The organism is Candidatus Enterococcus ikei, assembly GCF_017316105.1.
Taxonomy (GTDB): domain Bacteria; phylum Bacillota; class Bacilli; order Lactobacillales; family Enterococcaceae; genus Enterococcus_L; species Enterococcus_L ikei.
Genome location: NZ_JAFLWD010000017.1, coordinates 107,659 through 127,177, shown reverse-complemented (window position 1 = coordinate 127,177; position 19,519 = coordinate 107,659). Strand labels below are relative to the sequence as shown.

The following is a 19,519-nucleotide window of genomic DNA, read 5'->3' as shown; positions in this document are numbered from 1 at the left end:
TCTTTGTTTTTATTATTTTTCTACACATTTAAAGCAATGCTGTAGATGGTCATCTATCATACCTGTTGCTTGCATAAATGCATATACAGTTGTTGTACCCAAAAACTTAAAGCCTTGTTTCTTTAAATCTTTGCTGATTTTATCAGATAATTCTGTAGAAGCTGGCACATCTTTGATATTTTTCCAACGATTTTGAATCGGTTTGTGATCAACATAAGCCCAAATAAACTGATCAAAACTTCCATGTTCTTCCTGTATACGCATAAATACTTGCGCATTATTGATCGTCGCATTGATCTTAAGCTTGTTTCTAATAATACCAGGATCTTCTAATAAAGAATCGATTTTTTCTTGAGTATATTCAGCAATTTTGACATAGTCAAATTGATCATACGCACTCGTTAATGTCTCTCTTTTTTTAAGAATCGTCGACCAGCTCAATCCCGCTTGCATGCTCTCTAAAATCAACATTTCAAAAAGCTTTCGGTCATCATGTTCTGCCGTTCCCCACTCTTCGTCATGATACTTTTCTTCCAATTCACTGCCGTTAGCCCAATCACATCTAATTTTTTCCATGCCTTACTCCCATCTTTTTTATCCAAGGATACCACGGGAACGTACGTTTGCAAACAGAAATAAAAAAAGACTAACACAAATGATTGTCTCAGTCTTTATAAACTATTTATTTAGCTAATTCACTTGCTGCTTCTTCATCTAAAATAACGGTAAGATTTGGATGTAATTGTAAAATAGATGCTGGGAATTCTTCTGTCACAGGACCTTGCAATACATTTTTCACCATCTCAGCTTTTTTCACGCCGTTGACGATCAAAATCAGATGTTTTACACGCATAACACTAACAGGTCCCATCGTCACAAATTCTAAGCCTTTTTCCATCATATCTGGCACAAACCACGGCTCGTCTCCTGAAACTTTTACTTTATACGTCAAATTTTCAAAACTTGTCGTTGTCGGCATGTTACCGCAAAAGTGTCCATCTCCGCCTAAACCAATCAGCATTGCATCCAATCCGCCATCCATCGCTAAACGTTTGTCTTGTTCTGCATAATTTTCGACAGTTAATGGATGAATATTTGCTTTATTGATATTTGCTGGCGTTAAATATAATTTTCGTAAATCAGTGATTGTTACCCCTTCAGCCTGATCTGCTACAGGAATTTCATCAAAATTATAATAGTGAACATTTGCGTAATCTGGTGAATCTTTTACGATCTCTACCATTTTTTTATAAACACCAACAGGGGTATTGCCTGCTGTAATAGATAAATTAACACGTTTATCTTGACTCATATGACCTAATAAAATATTTTTAGTGGTTTCGCTCATCGCTTCAAAGTTTTTTTCAATAATAATTTTCATATAGTTCACTCCATTTCCCTTTTATTGTTTAATTGTATACTGTGGGAACCATCCCATGTCAATAGTCCTTTTAAAAAAATAAAGCGTTTTCTCTTCCGCGTTAAACGAAAAAAAGAATGGAACCTAACTTCTTGCGTCAGATTCCACTCATGAAAAATAAAAGTAAGCAAACTGAAAAAATCAAAATCGTCGGTCATTAGGCTACTATTCTAATCGACTTTCTCACAATCTTACTTTTAGATATTATTTGTAAATCGCCCAAAAATTCAATGCTTCATTCATCAATTCGTCCGCTGTAAATTCTTTTTTGGAATGTCCTTTGACTTCTGAATCATTTGGATCATTCACCCAGAATTTCCCGTTATTTGTACCACTAAGTACCATGATATGACCTGTTTTTGTGAACAAGCCTGGTTTTACTGAAATGATCACAGGATGTTTTTGTTTTAATTGCTCTTCTACAGCTGTGATATCTGTTTCAAGATCTTCAAATTGATAGCCTTTTTCCATTGCAAAATCAGAAAATGCTGACCACGCTGTGCCTTCACCTTCTAAAAAGTAATCATTTTTCGACCAATTTAAAATATCTTGCGGTACATACTCTTTATTGTCTAAGAAAGAAGCAACCATAGCTAAAGAAAGGATCGCACAACCATTTATTTCTAACGTATTTCCATCAGGATTCCCCATTCCATACGGTGTCGCTTTCCATTTATCATCCGTTTGTAATAATAAATTGATCGGCATCCGGTTCGCAAATTTCCCTTGGCTCAAATCCTCATTGACTTGCTCGGTATACGTTAGTTCTTTGACTTTTTCTGGTTCTTCTTTCACTTCGCTTGTTTCAGTTGTTTTTAACTCATCTGCCTTGCCATCATCGAATAAAGATGAAAAGCCGTGGCCTTCTTGCATTGGTGCTACTTTTGCTAAAATCGCTCCTGCAAATGCTGTCACTACTAGTAATGCTATAATAGAAAATTTTGATTTCTCTGCTTGTTTTTGTTTCATGGATATCTCCCTCTTTTAAGTTGAAAGTTTTAGTCGCTCATCTCACTTCCAAATGAATTACGTAAATAGTAATCTGTACTTCTTAATATTACTGAATCTAACGAAAAAAGCAAGTAGGAATAACTATTCACAAAATTATTACGAACATATTTTCTTGAACTATTTACCTTTTTTAGGTAGAATGGTAGTATCTGATTATTCAGAGTCTGATAGTAGTAGCAAATTCGTGAAGGAGGTAGAAGAATGGACAATAACCATAAATCAACAATGAAAAGCATTTCAAAATTGATCAGCCAATCTTCCCAAAGTTTCTTTTCGGCATTTTTAGAAGACTCTAAAGATAAGAATAGTAAGAATAAAGAGCGTGAAGAGATTCTTAAGAAATTACAAGTTGCTTCTGCTCAAAAAAGTTTAGTCGTTTTACAATTAAAAGAAGTGCCGACTTCTCAAAAATTTGAAACAGTCTCCGGGTGGATCGTTTCTAAAAACATCACTGATTCGATCATGTTAAGATTACAAGAAGACAGCCAGCAAATTCGGATGATCCCTGTTGAACATATAAAAAAAGTAAGTACATTGTCAAAAAATGACAAACGTCTCATCAAATAAAGAAACAGTCAGAGCGGAACGATTACGTTTCACTCTCAGACTGTTTCTTTTTTTCGACAAAGCACTGCACAAGAACAATCAAAAAAGTTATACTATACGTATAAAAGAATAGTTATTTACTGATTAGTTTAAAAAAGTATGCTAACAGAGATAGGGGGAAAATCATGTACCTGAAAATGTATAATGATACACACCAAACACTCATAGATAATTACTGTTTATCAGAAACAAAGCTACGCTATGTCCGCGAACCAAAAATCGCTATTGCTTTAACAAAAAAAAATCCACAACGTCATGCTGTTCTTGTTTTTGAAAATGAGCATTTGGTTGCTTTTTTGACCCTTTTTGAAGTAAAAGGCAGCAGCGTCCACTCTGATAATGAAAACAATCTATTAGTGCAAGATCTTTCAACTGACTTTCGACATTTAAGAAAGGGCTATGTCAAAAAAGCTGTTCAATTGCTACCAGCATTCATTCATCAACATTTTTCAAACATCAATCAACTTACGATCGTTGTCAATGAAGACAAAGCCTTCACCCAAGCATTATGCATGGAGGCAGGCTTCAAAGATACCAGTCATAAGCTCCCACCTATTTACGGTTCTCAAGTACTCTTAGAGATCCCTATTTAAGAAAGATACCTGGAGGAAACGCAATGCAACTAAAACTACTAGATAAACTAAACTATACGATCATAAAATTTCCTGCTCATACCGAAATTCCTACTTCATTTCATAAGATAAAAGCATTTAAAAGTATTACCTATACAGAAGATGAATGTTCTATTATTGTCCCTTCTGACACACTTGAAACTGACCAAGCACTTTCTGTTGACCATGATTGGTTTATTATTCAGATCGTCGGTGAACTGGATTTTTCCCTAGTCGGTATTTTGACTCAATTAGCTAATCCATTAGCCGAAAATCAGATTTCGATTTTTGCCCTATCTACTTATAATACGGATTATCTTTTAATTAAAAACAAAGATAAAGAACTAGCCATCCGTGTATTGCATGATTGCGGTCATACCTTTCATTAAAACTTTAACAATTGAGGCTTAGCTCAGAATTACCCCTGCTATCCCGCTCTCTTGTTAAGTCCTCTTTTATGGGTATTCTCCTAGCAATCTGATAAAATAAAGAAGACAGAAAGTATACTTATTAAAAGGAGATATATAATGAAAAATGAATATGACAATCCCGAATTTTTCGAAGCATATAGCCAAATGGATCGTTCAAGAAAAGGACTTGAAGGCGCTGGCGAATGGCACGAATTAAAAAAACTACTCCCTGATTTTACTGGAAAAACAGTTCTAGACCTTGGCTGCGGCTATGGTTGGCATTGCCGGTACGCAGTTGAAATGGGTGCTGCAAAAGTCATAGGAATCGATTTGTCTGAACGGATGCTCGACAAAGCCAAAGAAATGACCGATTCTCCAATAATCAGTTATCATTTAATGGGCATGGAGGAAATTGATGGTTTAAATGAAACTTTCGATGTCGTGATCAGTTCTTTAGCACTTCATTACGTCCCTTCATTTGAGGAGATTGCTAAGAAAGTCAACGATTGTCTGAACCCTAACGGCGATTTTATCTTTTCTACAGAACATCCGATTTTCACAGCCCAAGGAACAGAAGACTGGATTTACAATCAAGAGGGTCAACCAATGTATTGGCCGGTAGACCGTTATTTTGATGAAAGCATTCGTGAAACAACTTTTCTAGGTGAAACTGTCATGAAATACCACAAGACGTTAACAACATACTTAGATGGCTTACTAACAACTGGCTTTCAAATCACTCGTTTGATCGAACCTATGCCCGCTCCAGAAATGCTGGAGACCAGTGAAGCTATGAGAAATGAATTACGCAGACCAATGATGCTGCTGATTTCTGCTAAGAAACTAAATTAGGACACCACTTTTAATGATAACATTGGACATCCAACTAGAGGCTGATATACTTAGATAAAAAAGGAGGAAAACACTATGCACGATTTAGCCCAAACAATCATGGATAATTTGATTCCTTTTTTTGATTTGTTCATTTTGGCATTGAATATTTTTTCCATCGTTGTCTTGATTTGGGGCGTTATCATGGCTGGAATCGATTTTCTAAAAAGCGAAAAGACTGATCGAAATCGGATCGTCATGGCACGTCAAAATAATTTTATTAAAAGCTTTTTAGGCAGCTACATTCTACTTAGTTTAGAGATATTAATTGCCGCTGATATTATTGAATCGATCATCAAACCGACCTTTCAAGATATTTTAAAATTAGCAATTTTAGTCGTGATCCGAACCGTGATCTCTTACTTCTTGCATAAAGAAATTGAAGATGCATTAAAAGACAAAGAAAATGAGATGGACAAAAAAAGTGACTGAGATATAACTCATCGAGTCATATCCCAGTCACTTGCTATTCAACTAACAGATGGTGTTAAATACTTCTATCTCAATTTATTTTATGCTTGTCTTGGCAAATCAGTAAAACCAAACTCATCTTCTTGTATCAAACGCCACGTTCTTTTAGCTGTATTATAAATCAATATAGCGATTACTGGTTCATTTCGATAAGCAAAATTCTTGGTTTTCCATAAAGAATCTTCTACTACATGGATGGGAATATGGTACTCTTTTCCTTTGATGTCCATCTGATCGAAACAAAAAACAACACCTTCTTGTAAAATCGGCTTCATTTCTTTTAGTAATTCTGCATCTAATTTTTCAACCGAAATCCCTCTTTTAAAAAACGTTTTCCGATCATTGACTTTTTCTAAAATCACCCGAGTGATCTTGTCCGCTAATATTCGGTAAAACTCATCAATATATCGATAATAAACCCGCGTCATATGATCAACGAATTCAAAAAAGACGAAATCATTTTGTAATTTATAAAAGAATGGTGAATGCAGACTTGTTTTCATATGTCCAAAGTAAAGAAGCTCTGAAATTTCCAGTGGTGTCAACTCTTTGAGCATTGTAACATCCGAAAAATCGATCCATTTGATTTCTTCATTCATCTTACGACGATGAATGGTAGAAAAATAATGATTCACGTTTTCTTCGCCACGAATAATCTTTAATCCGCTATGCATATCATATTCTCCTTCTTCCGCAGAAGGATTCAGCAAAAGTAGGTTCTTTGGGTGATGAACAATGGAGTGTGTAAAATCTGTATGTGTGATTCCTTTGGACAAAACCGCGTTACTTGTCATATCAATATGTACATAAATTAAATCCAACATTTGTTCCATCACCCCCAAAATAGTCTTCTACTACATTCTACAATATTTCCTAAAGAAAAGCTTGTGTCTTTTATTTTAAGATTCAGTTACAAAGGAGTTAAAAGCGCTCACGTCCCATAATGGATAACAGATATACATAAAAAAATAGTGTATAAGAGATATATTTTCAAGATATTTTTGATAGAACCGTTAAAAAACCAACAAACAACATCAAAATAATAAACGCTATAATATCATCTTAAAGAGAAATATCAAGATATTTTAATATTTCCATCGATATAAGAAACCTTCAAACCGTTCAAGTGTAGCTACCAAATCAGCTAATCACTAGCTGATTACTACTCTTGATCCTATCACTTGTCTTGTTCTGTATCATATTTCAACCGATAACGTTTGAAGGTTATCCAATCAATGCCAGTTGTCCTCATCAAAATCATTCAAGCTCTGTTTTGATAATTCTAAGGCGTGTGCCAGCTGCTTATCGTCAGGTTAAAATTTAAGTTTCCAACCCATAAACTTACCTTTCTTTTTAGCAATCTCTATACCTTGCGCTTACCGTTCCCTCTAACATTTCCCGTTTTTTCAGAATTCCACCCATAATCTCTGTTATATTCTTGTTGTTTCTTCCCAAGCTATTTAATTCCATTACAACGACAATATCACTATCTCAGTTATAATCAAACATCACTTTGAACGGGTATTTTTCTCATGTTACCGCCTTCTTACTGTTCGATTTTTTTCTGTAAACTTGTTTACAACCTGAGCAATTTCTCTTCAATCTGACCTAATTTGGCTACAGAGAACCCCTTACAGACTCCTGCTTAATTCCAGGAATAATCGTATTTTTTAGTAAGCTTTTTATCAAAGTTATCAATGGATTTTCTCCAAACAAAGGTATATTTATTTGCGTTGACTTCAATCTTTCGACCAGAAAATACGGATTGTGTGTAGGCACACAAAATCATCTTCATCATCATTTTTTCCAACTGAAAACTAAAATCTAGAAGACGACGACCGATTTGATTTGTATTCTTATTTTATAAAAAAATAATCCAGATACCAAGCAAGTTGACTGGTATCTGGATTTTCCATTAGGACTTACGTCCCAAGCTCATGTAGCCAATGACGATACTTAGTTTATCAATTAAAGTTCTTAAAGACGGTTTCCCAATCCAACTTTAAGCTAACATTTTTTATTTATGTCCTTTTTTGGCAATTATTCGATTTTTATATCTCTTTAGATTACACTTTAGAGGGAAAGATTACAGCTGTTTTTTCATTTTAAATCGCCCTTGGTGTATATTACTTCTCTTTATATTCTCTATAGAAACTTATTAAAAGCAATATTGTATATATCACTAAAATTATAACCATAAATTCTTGATTTAGACTTTTTTGAGTTATTGAAAGATAACAAAACCACAAAATAAAAATGTATACTAATGGGCTTTTTAAAACTGCTAATAATTTTTTCATTATGTTCTCCTTTCTGTCTTGTTCCTGTATAAATTATAATATCTTCCTTTTTTTGAAATCAACTCATTATGCGAACCTTGCTCTACAATTTTTCCAGACTCCAAATAGTATATACAGTTTGAATTAATAACTGTTTCTAATCGATGAGCTATTTTTATTATTGTACAGTTCATACCTTTTAAATTGTTTTCTATTTTTGCTTCTGTTATGTTGTCCAATGAACTAGTAGCTTCATCTAAAATTAATATCTTAGGATTATGCAGTAGCGATCTAGCTATAGATATTCTCTGCTTCTGTCCCCCAGAAATGTTATCTCCTATCTCAGAAATTATACTATTAAACTGCAGCGGCATTTTCATAATTTCATCATATATTTCTGCTCTTTTACAAGCTGATATTATTGCTTGATCATCAATATCCGTAGTTCCAACCAATAAATTTTCTTTAATTGTTTTATTTGATAACATATTTTCTTGAGGGACAATACTTATTAGATGTTTAATATCTTCTATTCGAAAACCATCAACTTGGATATAACCATCAGTAGGCTCATATAGTCCAACTAATAGTTTTACTAACGTACTTTTACCACATCCCGTAGAACCTACAAAAGAAATAGTCTCTCCTCTCAAAATATTTAAGTTTATATTTTGAAGAACATTTTTTGAGTTAACTGAATACTTAAAGCTCACATTTGAAAAAGAAATTTCTTCAAAACTACTTTTTAGGGTATTCTCCTGTGTACTTAAAATATTTTCTGAATATTCATCAAAAATATCTGAAATTCGTTCTAACGAAACTTTTATAACACCTAGACTCGAATACGTTTGAAAAAGTGAAATAGATGAAGACAAAATCATTCACGGAGGTTTCTGCTCATTGTTATCTAATCAATACATCACCATTCTATTATCTATAATATATAGAATACATCTCTAAAAGTCAACGTTATTTTCGTAATAACTATACTTAAAAAATAAGCTAGATTTAATGACACTTTTAGGAATTTGCTAATTAATCGATAGTATTTATTCTAACCAAAATTAAAGTCTATTTATTAAAATACTATGTTAAAACTATAAGAATTAGAAATGCAAAATATTTCTTCTTTGAATTTCAATAAAAAAATTTACGTTTTTATTAATATATACTATCTATATAAGTAAGCAAACAGATATCTATTTTACAAAAGAAAGGAGGAAAAGCAGTGGAAAGAAAGCCTTGGTATTGGTGGTTAATATGTGGAATCATGTAAAATTACAATTTTTTAAGGAGTTCTAATATGAGAAGGGGATGTTTGCTATAAACTATATGTGATGGCTATTCGATGGTGGCACTTCAAATGGATATGCTTTTACAGGTAAAAGTTAATTATATTAATAACGAACTATGTTATTTAATCCTACAGTAGACAAATTCTCGTTTAACCAAAGCAGCACCCTTATCAACCGATAAAGGTGCTCTCTTTGTGAATTTAACTTGATCTATTTTTATACCTACTGAAAAACTGAAAACACTCCCTTTTACATTCAAAAAAATTTAAAAACTAAACATTTCGCTCTTCGTTATTTTAATCTATTTCCTACGTGTTCTATTTACTAACTCTAGATAATAGAATACATTTCTTCTATTTGCGAAAATGCCCCTGCATTTGTTGTTTGTGCGTCATTCGTTTATCATACGACTGAAAATTTATTGTCCAAATATTACCATACTTACAAAATTTTATTTTTCAACACGCAATTCTCCTCCTATATTGCCGCTCAAAACATTAGATTGGTTGTTTGCACCATTCAGAATCAAAGGAAATAAGGCAATCCTCGTTCGTATTCCTAACATTCCTTATTGTAAATTTTCTTTTTAAACAGCGTATTATTTATCTTGATAAATAATACAAGATCACTTTTGAAGATACTCTAATTTTGCATAACTTTTGCTGTACAAGTGCTATATTATAGTTAAAGGGGTGAAACAGTATAAAATCACAAATTAAATATGAGCTACAAGGAGCATTGCTCTTAATTAAAGAAATAGCCTCAAACGGAGTTATTTTGCAAGTACGTATATGGGATATTAAAGAACAAAAACTAAGATAATTTTAGTTTTTGTTCACTTAAAAAATCGCATTTTAATAGATATCGATTTTTTCAACATGCTCAAACAATGCTATTTTAGCTTCTGTTACCTCTTGATCACAGGACAATTCTTCGGTATCTACAAACAACTGAAGAACTTATTTATCTATCAGGATTTTTACTTCCATATTCTAGGTCGTTTACTTGTTGCTACTTCTATTAATTTGTTTTCTGGAACATAATGACCACCAACCTTAAATATAAAAATCACTCTCACAAAAAACCATCCTTTTAAAAATTCCTATTTAGAAAAAAATAAAGATTTTAAACTAGGGTTTCAAATTAATTTATGATACACTTAAAGAAAAAAAGGAGGAAGCTTATGGCCTCAAGAAAAGAACGCCCTAAAAAGAAAAAATCAAGAAAAAGAAATTGGCTGATAAATATCTTCCTATTCTTATTATTGGTTGTTGGTTTAGCTTTGGTATTCAATACACAAATCAGAAATATGCTGATTCAGCAAAATGGAAAATCTTACGCTGTTGAAAAATTAACACCTGAGGTAATCAAAAAAAATAATGAAAAAGAGACCACGTTTGATTTTGCCGCAGTTGAATCTCTTAGTACTGAAGCAGTTCTTAAAGCACAGTTAGCAAATAAGGACTTACCTGTCGTAGGTGCTGTTGCGTTGCCTGATGTCAAAATCAACTTACCTATTTTTAGAGGATTAGATAATGTAGTGCTACTCACTGGAGCAGGAACAATGAAACCCGATCAAGAGATGGGGAAAGGGAATTATGCCTTAGCTAGCCATCGTGTGCAAGATATGATCTCTTTATTCTCACCACTAGAATATTCAAAACCAGGAGAATTAATTTATACGACTGATTTAACCAATGTTTATACATATAAAATCACTTACGTAGAAAAAATCGATCCTTCCCGCGTGGAGCTGATCGATGATATTCCCGGTAAAAAAATGATTACTTTGATCACCTGTGGAGATATGTATGCCGAAACCCGGATCGCAGTTCAAGGAGAACTAGAATCCGTAACGCCGATGAAAGACGCTACACAGGCAATGACAGATGCGTTTAATATGGAACAATTAACCTTATAAAATTTCAAAATAAGCTAGGACGAAAGTAACCACTTCTATCCTAGCTTATTTAATTTTCTTTAGATGTGACTGGTCTTTCTCATACGTCCATAACCATAACGAATCGCAGACAAGACAAGCACAACCGGATACATGAATACCGTCACAGCAAGCCACTCAGCACTAAAAACAGATATAAACGATACATGATAAGTAACTGCATAAATCAACGGCAACACAACTGCCACCATCCCATAATACAGACTCATCTCAAACACAACTGATTTATATAAACGCTTCATGATTCATTTCCCCAATCTCGTAATTTTATCTAGTGAATTTTTCTCTTGTCATTTCTCTACTTCTTTATTGTAAAGTTTTTTTAAGAGAGATACATCCACCTAAAGTCCGAGATTTAAATTTTTTTACAGATCGATCATCTTTTTTACATACTCTAGCCACGTATCAGTTCCTTCATCAATTAACTGATAGGTTTGTTGAAAATCACCTGTGTAATATGGATCAGGAACATCCTTATCTTTCATTTCTGGGGAAAATTCCAAGAATAAATGGATTTTATCCATTGCTGAAGCAGGAGCCATCTGTTTTACATCATCTACAACATTTTTATCCATGCCGACTAATAAATCATAGTCTTCAAAATCTTTTTTAGTAATTTGGGTCGCTCTAATTCCACTAAATGCAATGCCGTGCTGATTTAATATTTTTTGTGTCCCTTTATGTGGCAAACTCCCCACTTCCCAATGGCTAGTTGCTACTGAAGATACAGAAATTTGATTTCCTAACCCATTTTGTTTTACCTTTTCTCTAAAAATCGCTTCTGCCATCGGCGAGCGACAGATATTGCCTAAACAAACAAATAATATTTTTTCCATATTCATTCTCCTCTCGTTTTTTATTAGATACCATTTTAATAAAAAACGAGAGCGGGTGAGGTAAAACTATTTGTAGTTTCACCTCACACTCACTCTTTTTTTATTAATCTAATACTGTTTATCTAAACATTGTTTGCGCCGCTTTAGCCAACACTTTCGGATCACGATTGTAAGGTGTGACAGGAATAATTTCTTTATCGATATCAAATAACGTATACACAGCAATTCTTGCCGCACGGACTGAATACTCTTCTGTAAAGACCATATCTTTTGGAATTTCCACAAATTGACTGACCATTGCAAAGTTTGTGCTGTTTTCAGGAACAACTTGAGGACGATCCGTCATTTTACGTGGTTGGAACTGGGCATCGATATATGGCATATAGGCCGGGATCACATTCACAACATCTTTGATGATTTCATCCCAATCCGCTTGCCAACCCATTTGACAGATCCATTCGTATAAAATTTCTTCACCCGTACAATCACGCATTGGTTTTTTCACGTAATCGCCGACTTTATCTGTGTAAATGCCGTAGCCCCAGAAAATCGTTGTATTAGGATCTTGGTTTTTAAAATGAGGTTGGGCTGCAACAACCGTACTCATCAACCAGCTTGAGTCTTTCAAGGTCATCAACGCACCAGAGCCTGGAATATTGCCAGAAAATTCTTCAATTCGTTTTAATAATTTATCGCCGCGACATGTTACTGTAAAACTTTCCCAGTTCGTTTGCGCTTCATTGCCAAAGAATGGTTCTGGATTACCTAATCCCACTTTTTTCTTAGCAATATTGCGCCATAAACGAGCAGAGCGTGATTCTTCTGTAACAGCTGGTGCTGGTGTATTCCAATCACCTTCCGTAGAACTATCTGTCATGGTTCCATTAGTCATGATCACAACATCTTCTTCATTTAGCTCGATTGTTTCTCCATTACCTAGTTTCAAAGCAGTGACAGTAATTTCAGATCCAGGTTTAAATTCTAAATCAACTACATCTTCATTTAAAGTAAAGTCAACGCCATGTTTTTCTAAGAATGATTTTAATGGTAAAATCACGCTATCGTATTGATTCAATGCTGTACGGGTTACTCCTTCTAGCGTATCGATACGAGAAAACTCTAAAATCATCCGATTCATATAACGGCGTAATTCAAATGCGCTACTCCATTTTTGGAAAGCAAATGTTGTTTGCCACATATACCAAAAATTAGTTTCAAAGAAATGCGGACCAAACCATTCTTCAATCGTTACACTATCTAAGCTTTCTTCAGAAGCCGCTAATAATTTTGTCATAGCCAAGCGATCTTCATTATCAAAGCCCATAGTGTGAGCGTTAAGAATTTCTTGATCTTTCGTAACTAAACGTGCTTGTGAATGCGTTGGATGTAAGTGATCAAAGTTTAAAATTTCTTCTGTCACACTATGATTCGCCCACTCAAGTGATGGAATGCTATCAAATAATTCCCAGAAATTTTCATACGTTTCTTCATTCAGCATCCGACCACCACGAGCTACAAAGCCTTTTTCGTTGGTCCCGATACCGTCATTACTTCCGCCAAGGATTTTCATGCCTTCGATCACATGGATATTTTTCCCGTTAAAATTTGCATCACGAATCAAGTAAGCTGCTGCTGACATTGTCGCAATTCCACCACCGATTAGGTAAACTTGTTTGTCTCCATAATAGCGGCTGTTGATTTCTTCTTCTACCTCAGCAACTTTTTCTACTTTCTTTTCAGCGGATACTTTTTTTGCAAGGAAAGCCGCGCCTAATGCACCTGCTGCCGCTAATCCAATATGTCTTTTTTTCATGAGAATCCCCCCGATTCAATTTATGAACCTAGCGTACAATGATTCTATAAAAATGTCTTGTGATAGCCTTTCCATTCTGTCTTCTTTTTAGACACAATGGGCAATTTGTCACAACAGTTCATTTTCTTGGGCATACAAGCGATAAGAGAAGAATTCAGTATCTTTAGCCAAACGGAATAATTGTGTAGCGATTTCTAGGGGAGATTCCTTATAGCTGTTTAAAATCCAATCAATCAAGACACCGCTACAACCATATGAGAAGAAACGAGCATAAAATATCTTATCTTCTGGAAGCAGCTGATTTTCTTTATCTACTTGATCGAATAAATTAATAAACAATTTATTTGTGATCGTAGAAAAACATGTTCTTAAAATATCAGAATCTGAGCTGACTGTATTATAATAGAAATCGCTTTTTGACTGGATCGCTTTGAGCATTTTTAACGCTTGCTCTTCCCAATTATCGATGCTGACTTCTGGTGAGTCTAAATAAATCAATGCATCGTGGGTATAAATCCAGCGCAAAAGATCTTGTTTGTCGGTAAAGTGATAATAGAAAGTTTGGCGGTTTAACCCTACTTCTTTGGTAATATCTTGGACACTTATTTTACTGAAAAGCTTTCGATCGCATAATTCGATCAATGCAGATGAGATGGCTTTTTTGGTTATTTGGGATTCACTCATAGTTTTTTCCTCGCTTTTTTTAGATAGGTTTATCATACCAAAAAAATAGGAGGAAATATAAGGTTTTGAGAGATTTTTAGGGATTGTTAATGGTTGATGGGAATTAGGAGTAAAAATAATTGATTCGCATGCATTTTTAGATGCACTTACTAACATTCTTAATAATCAAACTATATCCTTTTGTTACTATATTAAAATGTACAGCCAAACACTTTAAACTAAAAAAAGGTATAGCCGAAGCTACACCTTTTTTATTGTAAACAATAACAGATTCATTCAGTTATGTTCTTTTACAATTTACTTTCAGTCACAGGATCTTTGACTAAATTAGCACCCCATAAACCTGCTAGAGAAGTAATGATCAGACCAAGGATCATTGCCACAAATCCCCAGATAGATGCTTTAGCTACTGTGTTTGAGGCATCTTCTGCTGTTTGTCTAGCTTCTTTGATATCTTTATCTAATTCTTTTTTCGCATCTTCAAGACTTGTTTGTGCATTTTCAATTTGTATTTGTGCTTCTTTAGAAGCCGTTTGTAATTCATTGTAGATATTATCTGTTGCTTGTTTTGCTTCATCTTCAGATAGATCAGTGTTTGCTGCAACAGCGTTAGCGATTGCTGGTCGGTCAACTGAATCACCGATTTTTTTCGCTTTTTCTTTTAAAGAGTCGCCTGTATCTTTGAAGATTTTATCTGAGTTATCTGGGTTTTTAAGGATTTCTTTTCCAGCATCTGTGATTTCATCCGTTGCTTCTTTCATTTGATCCTTCAAGTAATCAGGTTGTAACTCTTTCACGTCAGTATCAGATAAGACTTTTTTGACTTGCCCTTGAAGTTCACTTGTATCAACTGATTGGACACCTTCTGTCACTTTGTCGAAACCTTTACTGATGGCATCAGACGTACCAGATGCTACAGTTTCTACCGTACTGCCTGTTGCTGAAGCGATATTACCAAACAACGAACCAATCGCTGAGAATGCGCCGATCGCTGTATAAGAAAGAATTGCTAATAAGACTAAAACACTGGTTGCCCAAGTTAAAAATCCATGAACTAGGCCAACTCTGCGAGCTGCCACCCCTGCAATAAATCCACTACAAAATAATGAAAGAACAAATGTCACCACTGTCCAAATAATAAGTCCTGTTCCCACACCATCTAACGGATTGTCAGATGTTGGTTTAACCATTCCAAAACCAATGGCTGATCCAATCAAACTTAAAGTAAAGAAAATCGCAAAGAAGGAAACCAATCCTGCAATAATCGCCCCCCAAGAGATATTCACCCCTGCTTCATCTTGCGTTGTTAAGTACGATACAAAACCTTTTTTTCTCGTATTCTTTTCCATAATTTCCATCCTTTCGTTAATTTTTTTATTAATTGGTACACTATCAACTATAAAAGCAGAAAATATTTAGTGCAAATGATACGATTTTATTTCTAATTGAATACTCACTTTTTCGAATAAATCAGATCTAATTAAAAAATACCGCTGCTGATTTATTTGACAAAAAAATACTCAATCCACTAATCAGAAAAGCGATTCCGTGTCTTGAGTATTTTTATTTTATTATTCTTGATAGTAAGACTCGTAACCAAAATGTTCATAAGCTAGAGCTGTAGCAATCCGTCCTCTTGGTGTTCGCTTGATAAAGCCTTTTTGGATCAAGTAAGGTTCGTACATATCCTCAACTGTTTCAGTCTCTTCACTGATATTTACAGCTAAGGTACTTAAACCAACGGGACCACCGCCATACAATTCGATCATTGTTTTTAATAACTTTTGATCGACATAATCCAAGCCTTGGTGATCAACTTGTAATAAAGTTAACGCTTGATCCGCGATCCCACGATCGATCGTACCATTTGACTGAACTTGCGCAAAATCCCGCACTCGTTTTAATAAACGGTTAGCAATTCTAGGTGTTCCACGAGAGCGACGGGCAATTTCAAACGCGCCTTCTTCTACGATTTCTGTTTGAAAAATATCTGCAGAGCGCAATACGATTTCTTTTAGATCTTGCGTTTCATAATATTCCATATGAGAAATGATCCCGAAACGATCTCTTAATGGCGCTGATAACATCCCTGCACGGGTCGTAGCGCCAATCAAGGTAAACGGCGGTAAGGGAAAATGAACTGGGTGCGCTGTTGTCCCTTGTCCTACCATGATATCTACGTAAAAATCTTCCATAGCAGAATACAACATTTCTTCTACCACACGAGGTAAACGATGGATCTCATCAATAAATAAAACATCGCCTGGTTCAAGTTCATTTAAAATGGCGACTAAATCTCCAGCTCGTTCGATCGCAGGTCCACTGGTCGTACGGATATTAACATGCATCTCATTGGCAATCACCATGGCCATTGTTGTTTTTCCTAATCCCGGTGGGCCATATAAAAGTGTATGGTCTAACGCTTCTTCCCGATTTCGGGCAGCTTCGATGTAAATCGTAAGCTCTTGTTTGACTTTATCTTGACCGATATATTGTTCGAGAAATTGAGGTCGTAGTGACTTTTCCAGTGATTCTTCGCCTTCGCTTGTTTGAGCGGAAAGTAGTCTTTCATCTTCTGTCATAGCCATTCCTCCTTAGCGTTTCATCATAAATTTCAATGCATTGCGCAAGTATTCGTCTGTTGCTTGTGTACCTAATTCTTCTAATTTTGGCGTGATTCGTTTGATTTCTTTTTCACTGTAGCCTAATGCACTTAGGGCTTCTAATGCTTCTGTTAGTGATTGATTTGTTGATGATGCATTCGGCGCTTTAGCCATAGCTTCAACGGCCGCATCTGATGTTTCCAACTCGCCTAATTTACCTTTTAGATCTAGAATCATTTGTTGTGCCGTTTTCTTACCTACACCAGGGAATTTTGTTAGATACGCCGCATCTTCACTTTCGATCGCATTGATCAACCCACCGTGATCTTCTGAAGCCATGATTGCTAAACCACTTTTAGGCCCGATTCCTGAAACGCTGATTAGTTTTAAGAAAAGTTGTTTTTCATCTAAATCGCCAAATCCGTATAAAGAATGTGCATCTTCACGAATGACTTGATGAACATAAATTTTGATTTGTTGATCCGTTTTTCCAGAATAACGATAGGGATTGCCTACAGAAATCTGAAACCCGATGCCATTTGTTTCTACTACAATATAATAAGGACTGATAAACGTGACTTTACCAATGATATACTCGTACATAATTTCACCTTTCTAAATGAGGTTGGTTCAAAAGCGTTTAGCTCCCAGAAATAAGAAGGAGCTGCTTTTAGACCACCGCTTCCTGCGTTTAACACGCACATACGTTTCTATTTTAGCACAAATCCGAGAAAATCAGTAGCTTGATAAAAAGAAAGCCAATACGAATTATAATTAAATTCGCATTGGCTTATTTTTTTATTCAGAAATGTATGTCCATTTATAGTCATATCGTGCGCCAGCTCCGTGAGCTACTACACCTTTAACTTTTGAACTACGCATATGTGCTTCTGCTTTTTGATAAACTGGAGCAACACCCATATCGTCCATCAATAGTTTTTCAGCATCCACCATATCCGTCCAACGTTTTTCTGGATCAGAAGCATTTTTACTACCTGAATCTTTTACTAGTTGGTCATATTTTTCATTTGAATAGCGACCTCTGTTGTAAGAGCCACCAGTTAGGAATAAATCAGTGAAACTGCTTGGGTCAGCATAATCTGCGCCCCAACCGCCCATGATCACTTCAAAATCTCCATTTTTACCACGGTCTAAACGAACAGTAAACGGTACATTTGTCACTGTCACATCCACACCATCAAGGGTTTCTTTCACTGCGCCTTGGATATATTCTAGTACTTTTTTGGTAGAATCAGTATCATCACCAACTATATCAAGTTTGAATGAATCGATTCCTAATTCTTTTTTCGCTTTTTCCCAGTACTCTTTTGCTTTCTTTGTGTCATGAGTCAATACATTTTTATTTTCATCAGCAAAGTCTTTGTTGCCTTCTGGTGAAAATGACATGCCCGCTGGCACGAGACCAGTAGAAGCAACTGAACCGTCTCCTAAGATTCGGTCAACTAACGCATCGCGATCGATCGAATAAGAAATTGCTTTACGTAGATTGGCATTGTGATACGGTGATTTTTCATCTCTTTGATTGAATTCAAGATATGACGTTCGAGCATCTTTCTCGATTACAAGTTCTGGATCATCAGCCATTTGTTTTGCTAATTCTCCACTCAAGATCACATCGTCTGCTTGTCCATCTTGGAAAAGGTTCAATGATGTCGGTGCTTCTTTGACTACTTTTACTTCGATTTTATCTAGTTGAACGGCATCTTTATCCCAATATTGTTCATTTTTTGTATAAGACCATTCAGTGTCTGTTCCAGGTCCGTCAAAATCAGTTAATGTAAAGGGTCCGTTATAAACTGATGCATCACTCGTTGTTGCATAATCTTTGCCTTTTTCTTCGACTATTTTTTTATTTTGTGGGAAAAATGATGGGAATGCCAGCAAGTAATCAAAGTATGGTGTTTCTTGTTCTAAGGTTACTTCTAGTTCATGATCACCAATTGCTTTGATCCCTAATTCATCCAGTCCTTTTTTCCCAGCAGAAACGTCTGCACCGTTTTTGACTAATTCAAACATGTACGCATACTCTGCTGCTGTTTTAGGATCTGCTGTGCGCTGCCATCCGTAGACATAATCTGAAGCCAATACGGGATCCCCATTTGACCATTTAGCATCTTCTCTAAGTTTAAATGTGTAAGTCAACCCGTCGTCGCTTTTCTTTGCCAGTTCTACTGCGCCGGCTGGTTGAGGTTTGCTCTTATCATCTAAACGATATAGCCCTTCATAGACATTGTTCAATGCTGAAAAGCTGATCGTATTTGTTGCTACTGATAAATCTGCACTTGGCATTTCTTGTTGAACGACTAGTTTAAAAAGCTGTTCCCCACTCGCTTTTTTACTATCCGTACTGCTATCTGTAGAACCAGTCTTGCCACCACCGCAGGCAGCTAATACTAGAGTAGATAGCATCATAACACTGATTAGTTTCGTTATGTTTTTTTTCTTCATTTTATTCTCCTCAATAAATAATTATTTTCTTTTCTAATTTTAATTTTCTGAATATTTTTATAATACTAGAAATCTTAGCAAATAGCAATCTTTTTTATGACATAAAAAAACAACGTTTGTTATTCATTTTTAACAACTAAAAAAAGCCCACCTTAGTAGA

19 protein-coding genes are annotated in these 19,519 nt (G+C 35.1%); 6 read left to right on the top strand and 13 right to left on the bottom strand.

Annotated features, from left to right (window positions below):
- Positions 1-12: 12 nt before the first annotated feature.
- From JZO69_RS08320 to JZO69_RS08310, 3 genes are all read right to left on the bottom strand, one after another.
- A complete protein-coding gene (locus JZO69_RS08320) occupies positions 13-576 on the bottom strand; it encodes a DNA-3-methyladenine glycosylase I (RefSeq protein ID WP_207112421.1) in 564 nt (187 codons plus the stop codon).
- A 106-nt stretch (positions 577-682) separates the two neighbouring features.
- Positions 683-1,381 carry a glucosamine-6-phosphate deaminase gene (locus tag JZO69_RS08315; RefSeq protein ID WP_207112420.1) on the bottom strand — a complete coding sequence of 233 codons (699 nt, stop codon included), beginning with the start codon at positions 1,379-1,381 and terminating at the stop codon, positions 683-685.
- A 243-nt stretch (positions 1,382-1,624) separates the two neighbouring features.
- Entirely contained in the window at positions 1,625-2,389 is a 765-nt protein-coding gene (locus tag JZO69_RS08310) for a C39 family peptidase (protein WP_207112419.1), read from the bottom strand.
- Between the two features lie 243 nt (positions 2,390-2,632).
- Between JZO69_RS08310 and JZO69_RS08305 the strand changes: the two genes are divergently transcribed.
- The 5 genes from JZO69_RS08305 (at position 2,633) to JZO69_RS08285 (ending at position 5,381) form a co-directional block, all read left to right on the top strand.
- Positions 2,633-2,998, top strand: coding sequence for a hypothetical protein (locus tag JZO69_RS08305; protein WP_207112418.1), 366 nt, complete (start codon positions 2,633-2,635; stop codon positions 2,996-2,998).
- A gap of 164 nt (positions 2,999-3,162) precedes the next feature.
- Positions 3,163-3,630, top strand: coding sequence for a GNAT family N-acetyltransferase (locus JZO69_RS08300; protein WP_207112417.1), 468 nt, complete (start codon positions 3,163-3,165; stop codon positions 3,628-3,630).
- A gap of 23 nt (positions 3,631-3,653) precedes the next feature.
- Complete coding sequence (locus JZO69_RS08295; RefSeq protein ID WP_207112416.1) at positions 3,654-4,037, top strand: ACT domain-containing protein; 384 nt, start codon at positions 3,654-3,656, stop codon at positions 4,035-4,037.
- Positions 4,038-4,175: 138 nt separating this feature from the next.
- Positions 4,176-4,910 (top strand): class I SAM-dependent methyltransferase, encoded by a 735-nt coding sequence (locus tag JZO69_RS08290; protein ID WP_207112415.1) that lies wholly within the window; start codon positions 4,176-4,178, stop codon positions 4,908-4,910.
- A gap of 75 nt (positions 4,911-4,985) precedes the next feature.
- Complete coding sequence (locus JZO69_RS08285; RefSeq protein WP_207112414.1) at positions 4,986-5,381, top strand: DUF1622 domain-containing protein; 396 nt, start codon at positions 4,986-4,988, stop codon at positions 5,379-5,381.
- Between the two features lie 80 nt (positions 5,382-5,461).
- Here JZO69_RS08285 and JZO69_RS08280 read toward each other — a convergent pair whose 3' ends face one another.
- Positions 5,462-6,244 carry a hypothetical protein gene (locus JZO69_RS08280; RefSeq protein ID WP_207112413.1) on the bottom strand — a complete coding sequence of 261 codons (783 nt, stop codon included), beginning with the start codon at positions 6,242-6,244 and terminating at the stop codon, positions 5,462-5,464.
- 1,475 nt (positions 6,245-7,719) lie between these two features.
- Positions 7,720-8,580 (bottom strand): ATP-binding cassette domain-containing protein, encoded by an 861-nt coding sequence (locus JZO69_RS08275; protein WP_207112412.1) that lies wholly within the window; start codon positions 8,578-8,580, stop codon positions 7,720-7,722.
- A 1,597-nt stretch (positions 8,581-10,177) separates the two neighbouring features.
- Between JZO69_RS08275 and JZO69_RS08270 the strand changes: the two genes are divergently transcribed.
- Positions 10,178-10,915 (top strand): class A sortase, encoded by a 738-nt coding sequence (locus tag JZO69_RS08270; RefSeq protein ID WP_207112411.1) that lies wholly within the window; start codon positions 10,178-10,180, stop codon positions 10,913-10,915.
- 59 nt (positions 10,916-10,974) lie between these two features.
- Here the strand turns inward: JZO69_RS08270 and JZO69_RS08265 are convergent, their stop codons facing one another.
- The 8 genes from JZO69_RS08265 to JZO69_RS08230 all read right to left on the bottom strand — a co-directional run bounded on the left by JZO69_RS08265 (position 10,975) and on the right by JZO69_RS08230 (position 19,359).
- Positions 10,975-11,196, bottom strand: coding sequence for a hypothetical protein (locus JZO69_RS08265; protein ID WP_207112410.1), 222 nt, complete (start codon positions 11,194-11,196; stop codon positions 10,975-10,977).
- Between the two features lie 123 nt (positions 11,197-11,319).
- Positions 11,320-11,790: a low molecular weight protein-tyrosine-phosphatase gene (locus JZO69_RS08260; RefSeq protein ID WP_207112409.1), complete on the bottom strand. Its 471-nt coding sequence runs from the start codon at positions 11,788-11,790 to the stop codon at positions 11,320-11,322.
- Positions 11,791-11,908: 118 nt separating this feature from the next.
- On the bottom strand, positions 11,909-13,603 hold the full coding sequence (locus JZO69_RS08255; protein WP_207112408.1) for an oleate hydratase: 1,695 nt from the start codon (positions 13,601-13,603) through the stop codon (positions 11,909-11,911).
- 108 nt (positions 13,604-13,711) lie between these two features.
- Positions 13,712-14,287, bottom strand: coding sequence for a TetR/AcrR family transcriptional regulator (locus JZO69_RS08250; protein WP_207112407.1), 576 nt, complete (start codon positions 14,285-14,287; stop codon positions 13,712-13,714).
- A 290-nt stretch (positions 14,288-14,577) separates the two neighbouring features.
- Positions 14,578-15,636 (bottom strand): hypothetical protein, encoded by a 1,059-nt coding sequence (locus tag JZO69_RS08245; protein WP_207112406.1) that lies wholly within the window; start codon positions 15,634-15,636, stop codon positions 14,578-14,580.
- A gap of 222 nt (positions 15,637-15,858) precedes the next feature.
- Entirely contained in the window at positions 15,859-16,869 is a 1,011-nt protein-coding gene (ruvB, locus tag JZO69_RS08240; RefSeq protein WP_207112405.1) for a Holliday junction branch migration DNA helicase RuvB, read from the bottom strand.
- A 12-nt stretch (positions 16,870-16,881) separates the two neighbouring features.
- The gene (ruvA, locus tag JZO69_RS08235) at positions 16,882-17,493 is read right to left on the bottom strand and encodes a Holliday junction branch migration protein RuvA (protein ID WP_207112404.1); all 612 of its coding nucleotides are present in this window, start codon (positions 17,491-17,493) and stop codon (positions 16,882-16,884) included.
- Positions 17,494-17,688: 195 nt separating this feature from the next.
- Complete coding sequence (locus JZO69_RS08230) at positions 17,689-19,359, bottom strand: peptide ABC transporter substrate-binding protein (protein WP_207112403.1); 1,671 nt, start codon at positions 19,357-19,359, stop codon at positions 17,689-17,691.
- Between the last annotated feature and the right edge of the window lie 160 nt (positions 19,360-19,519).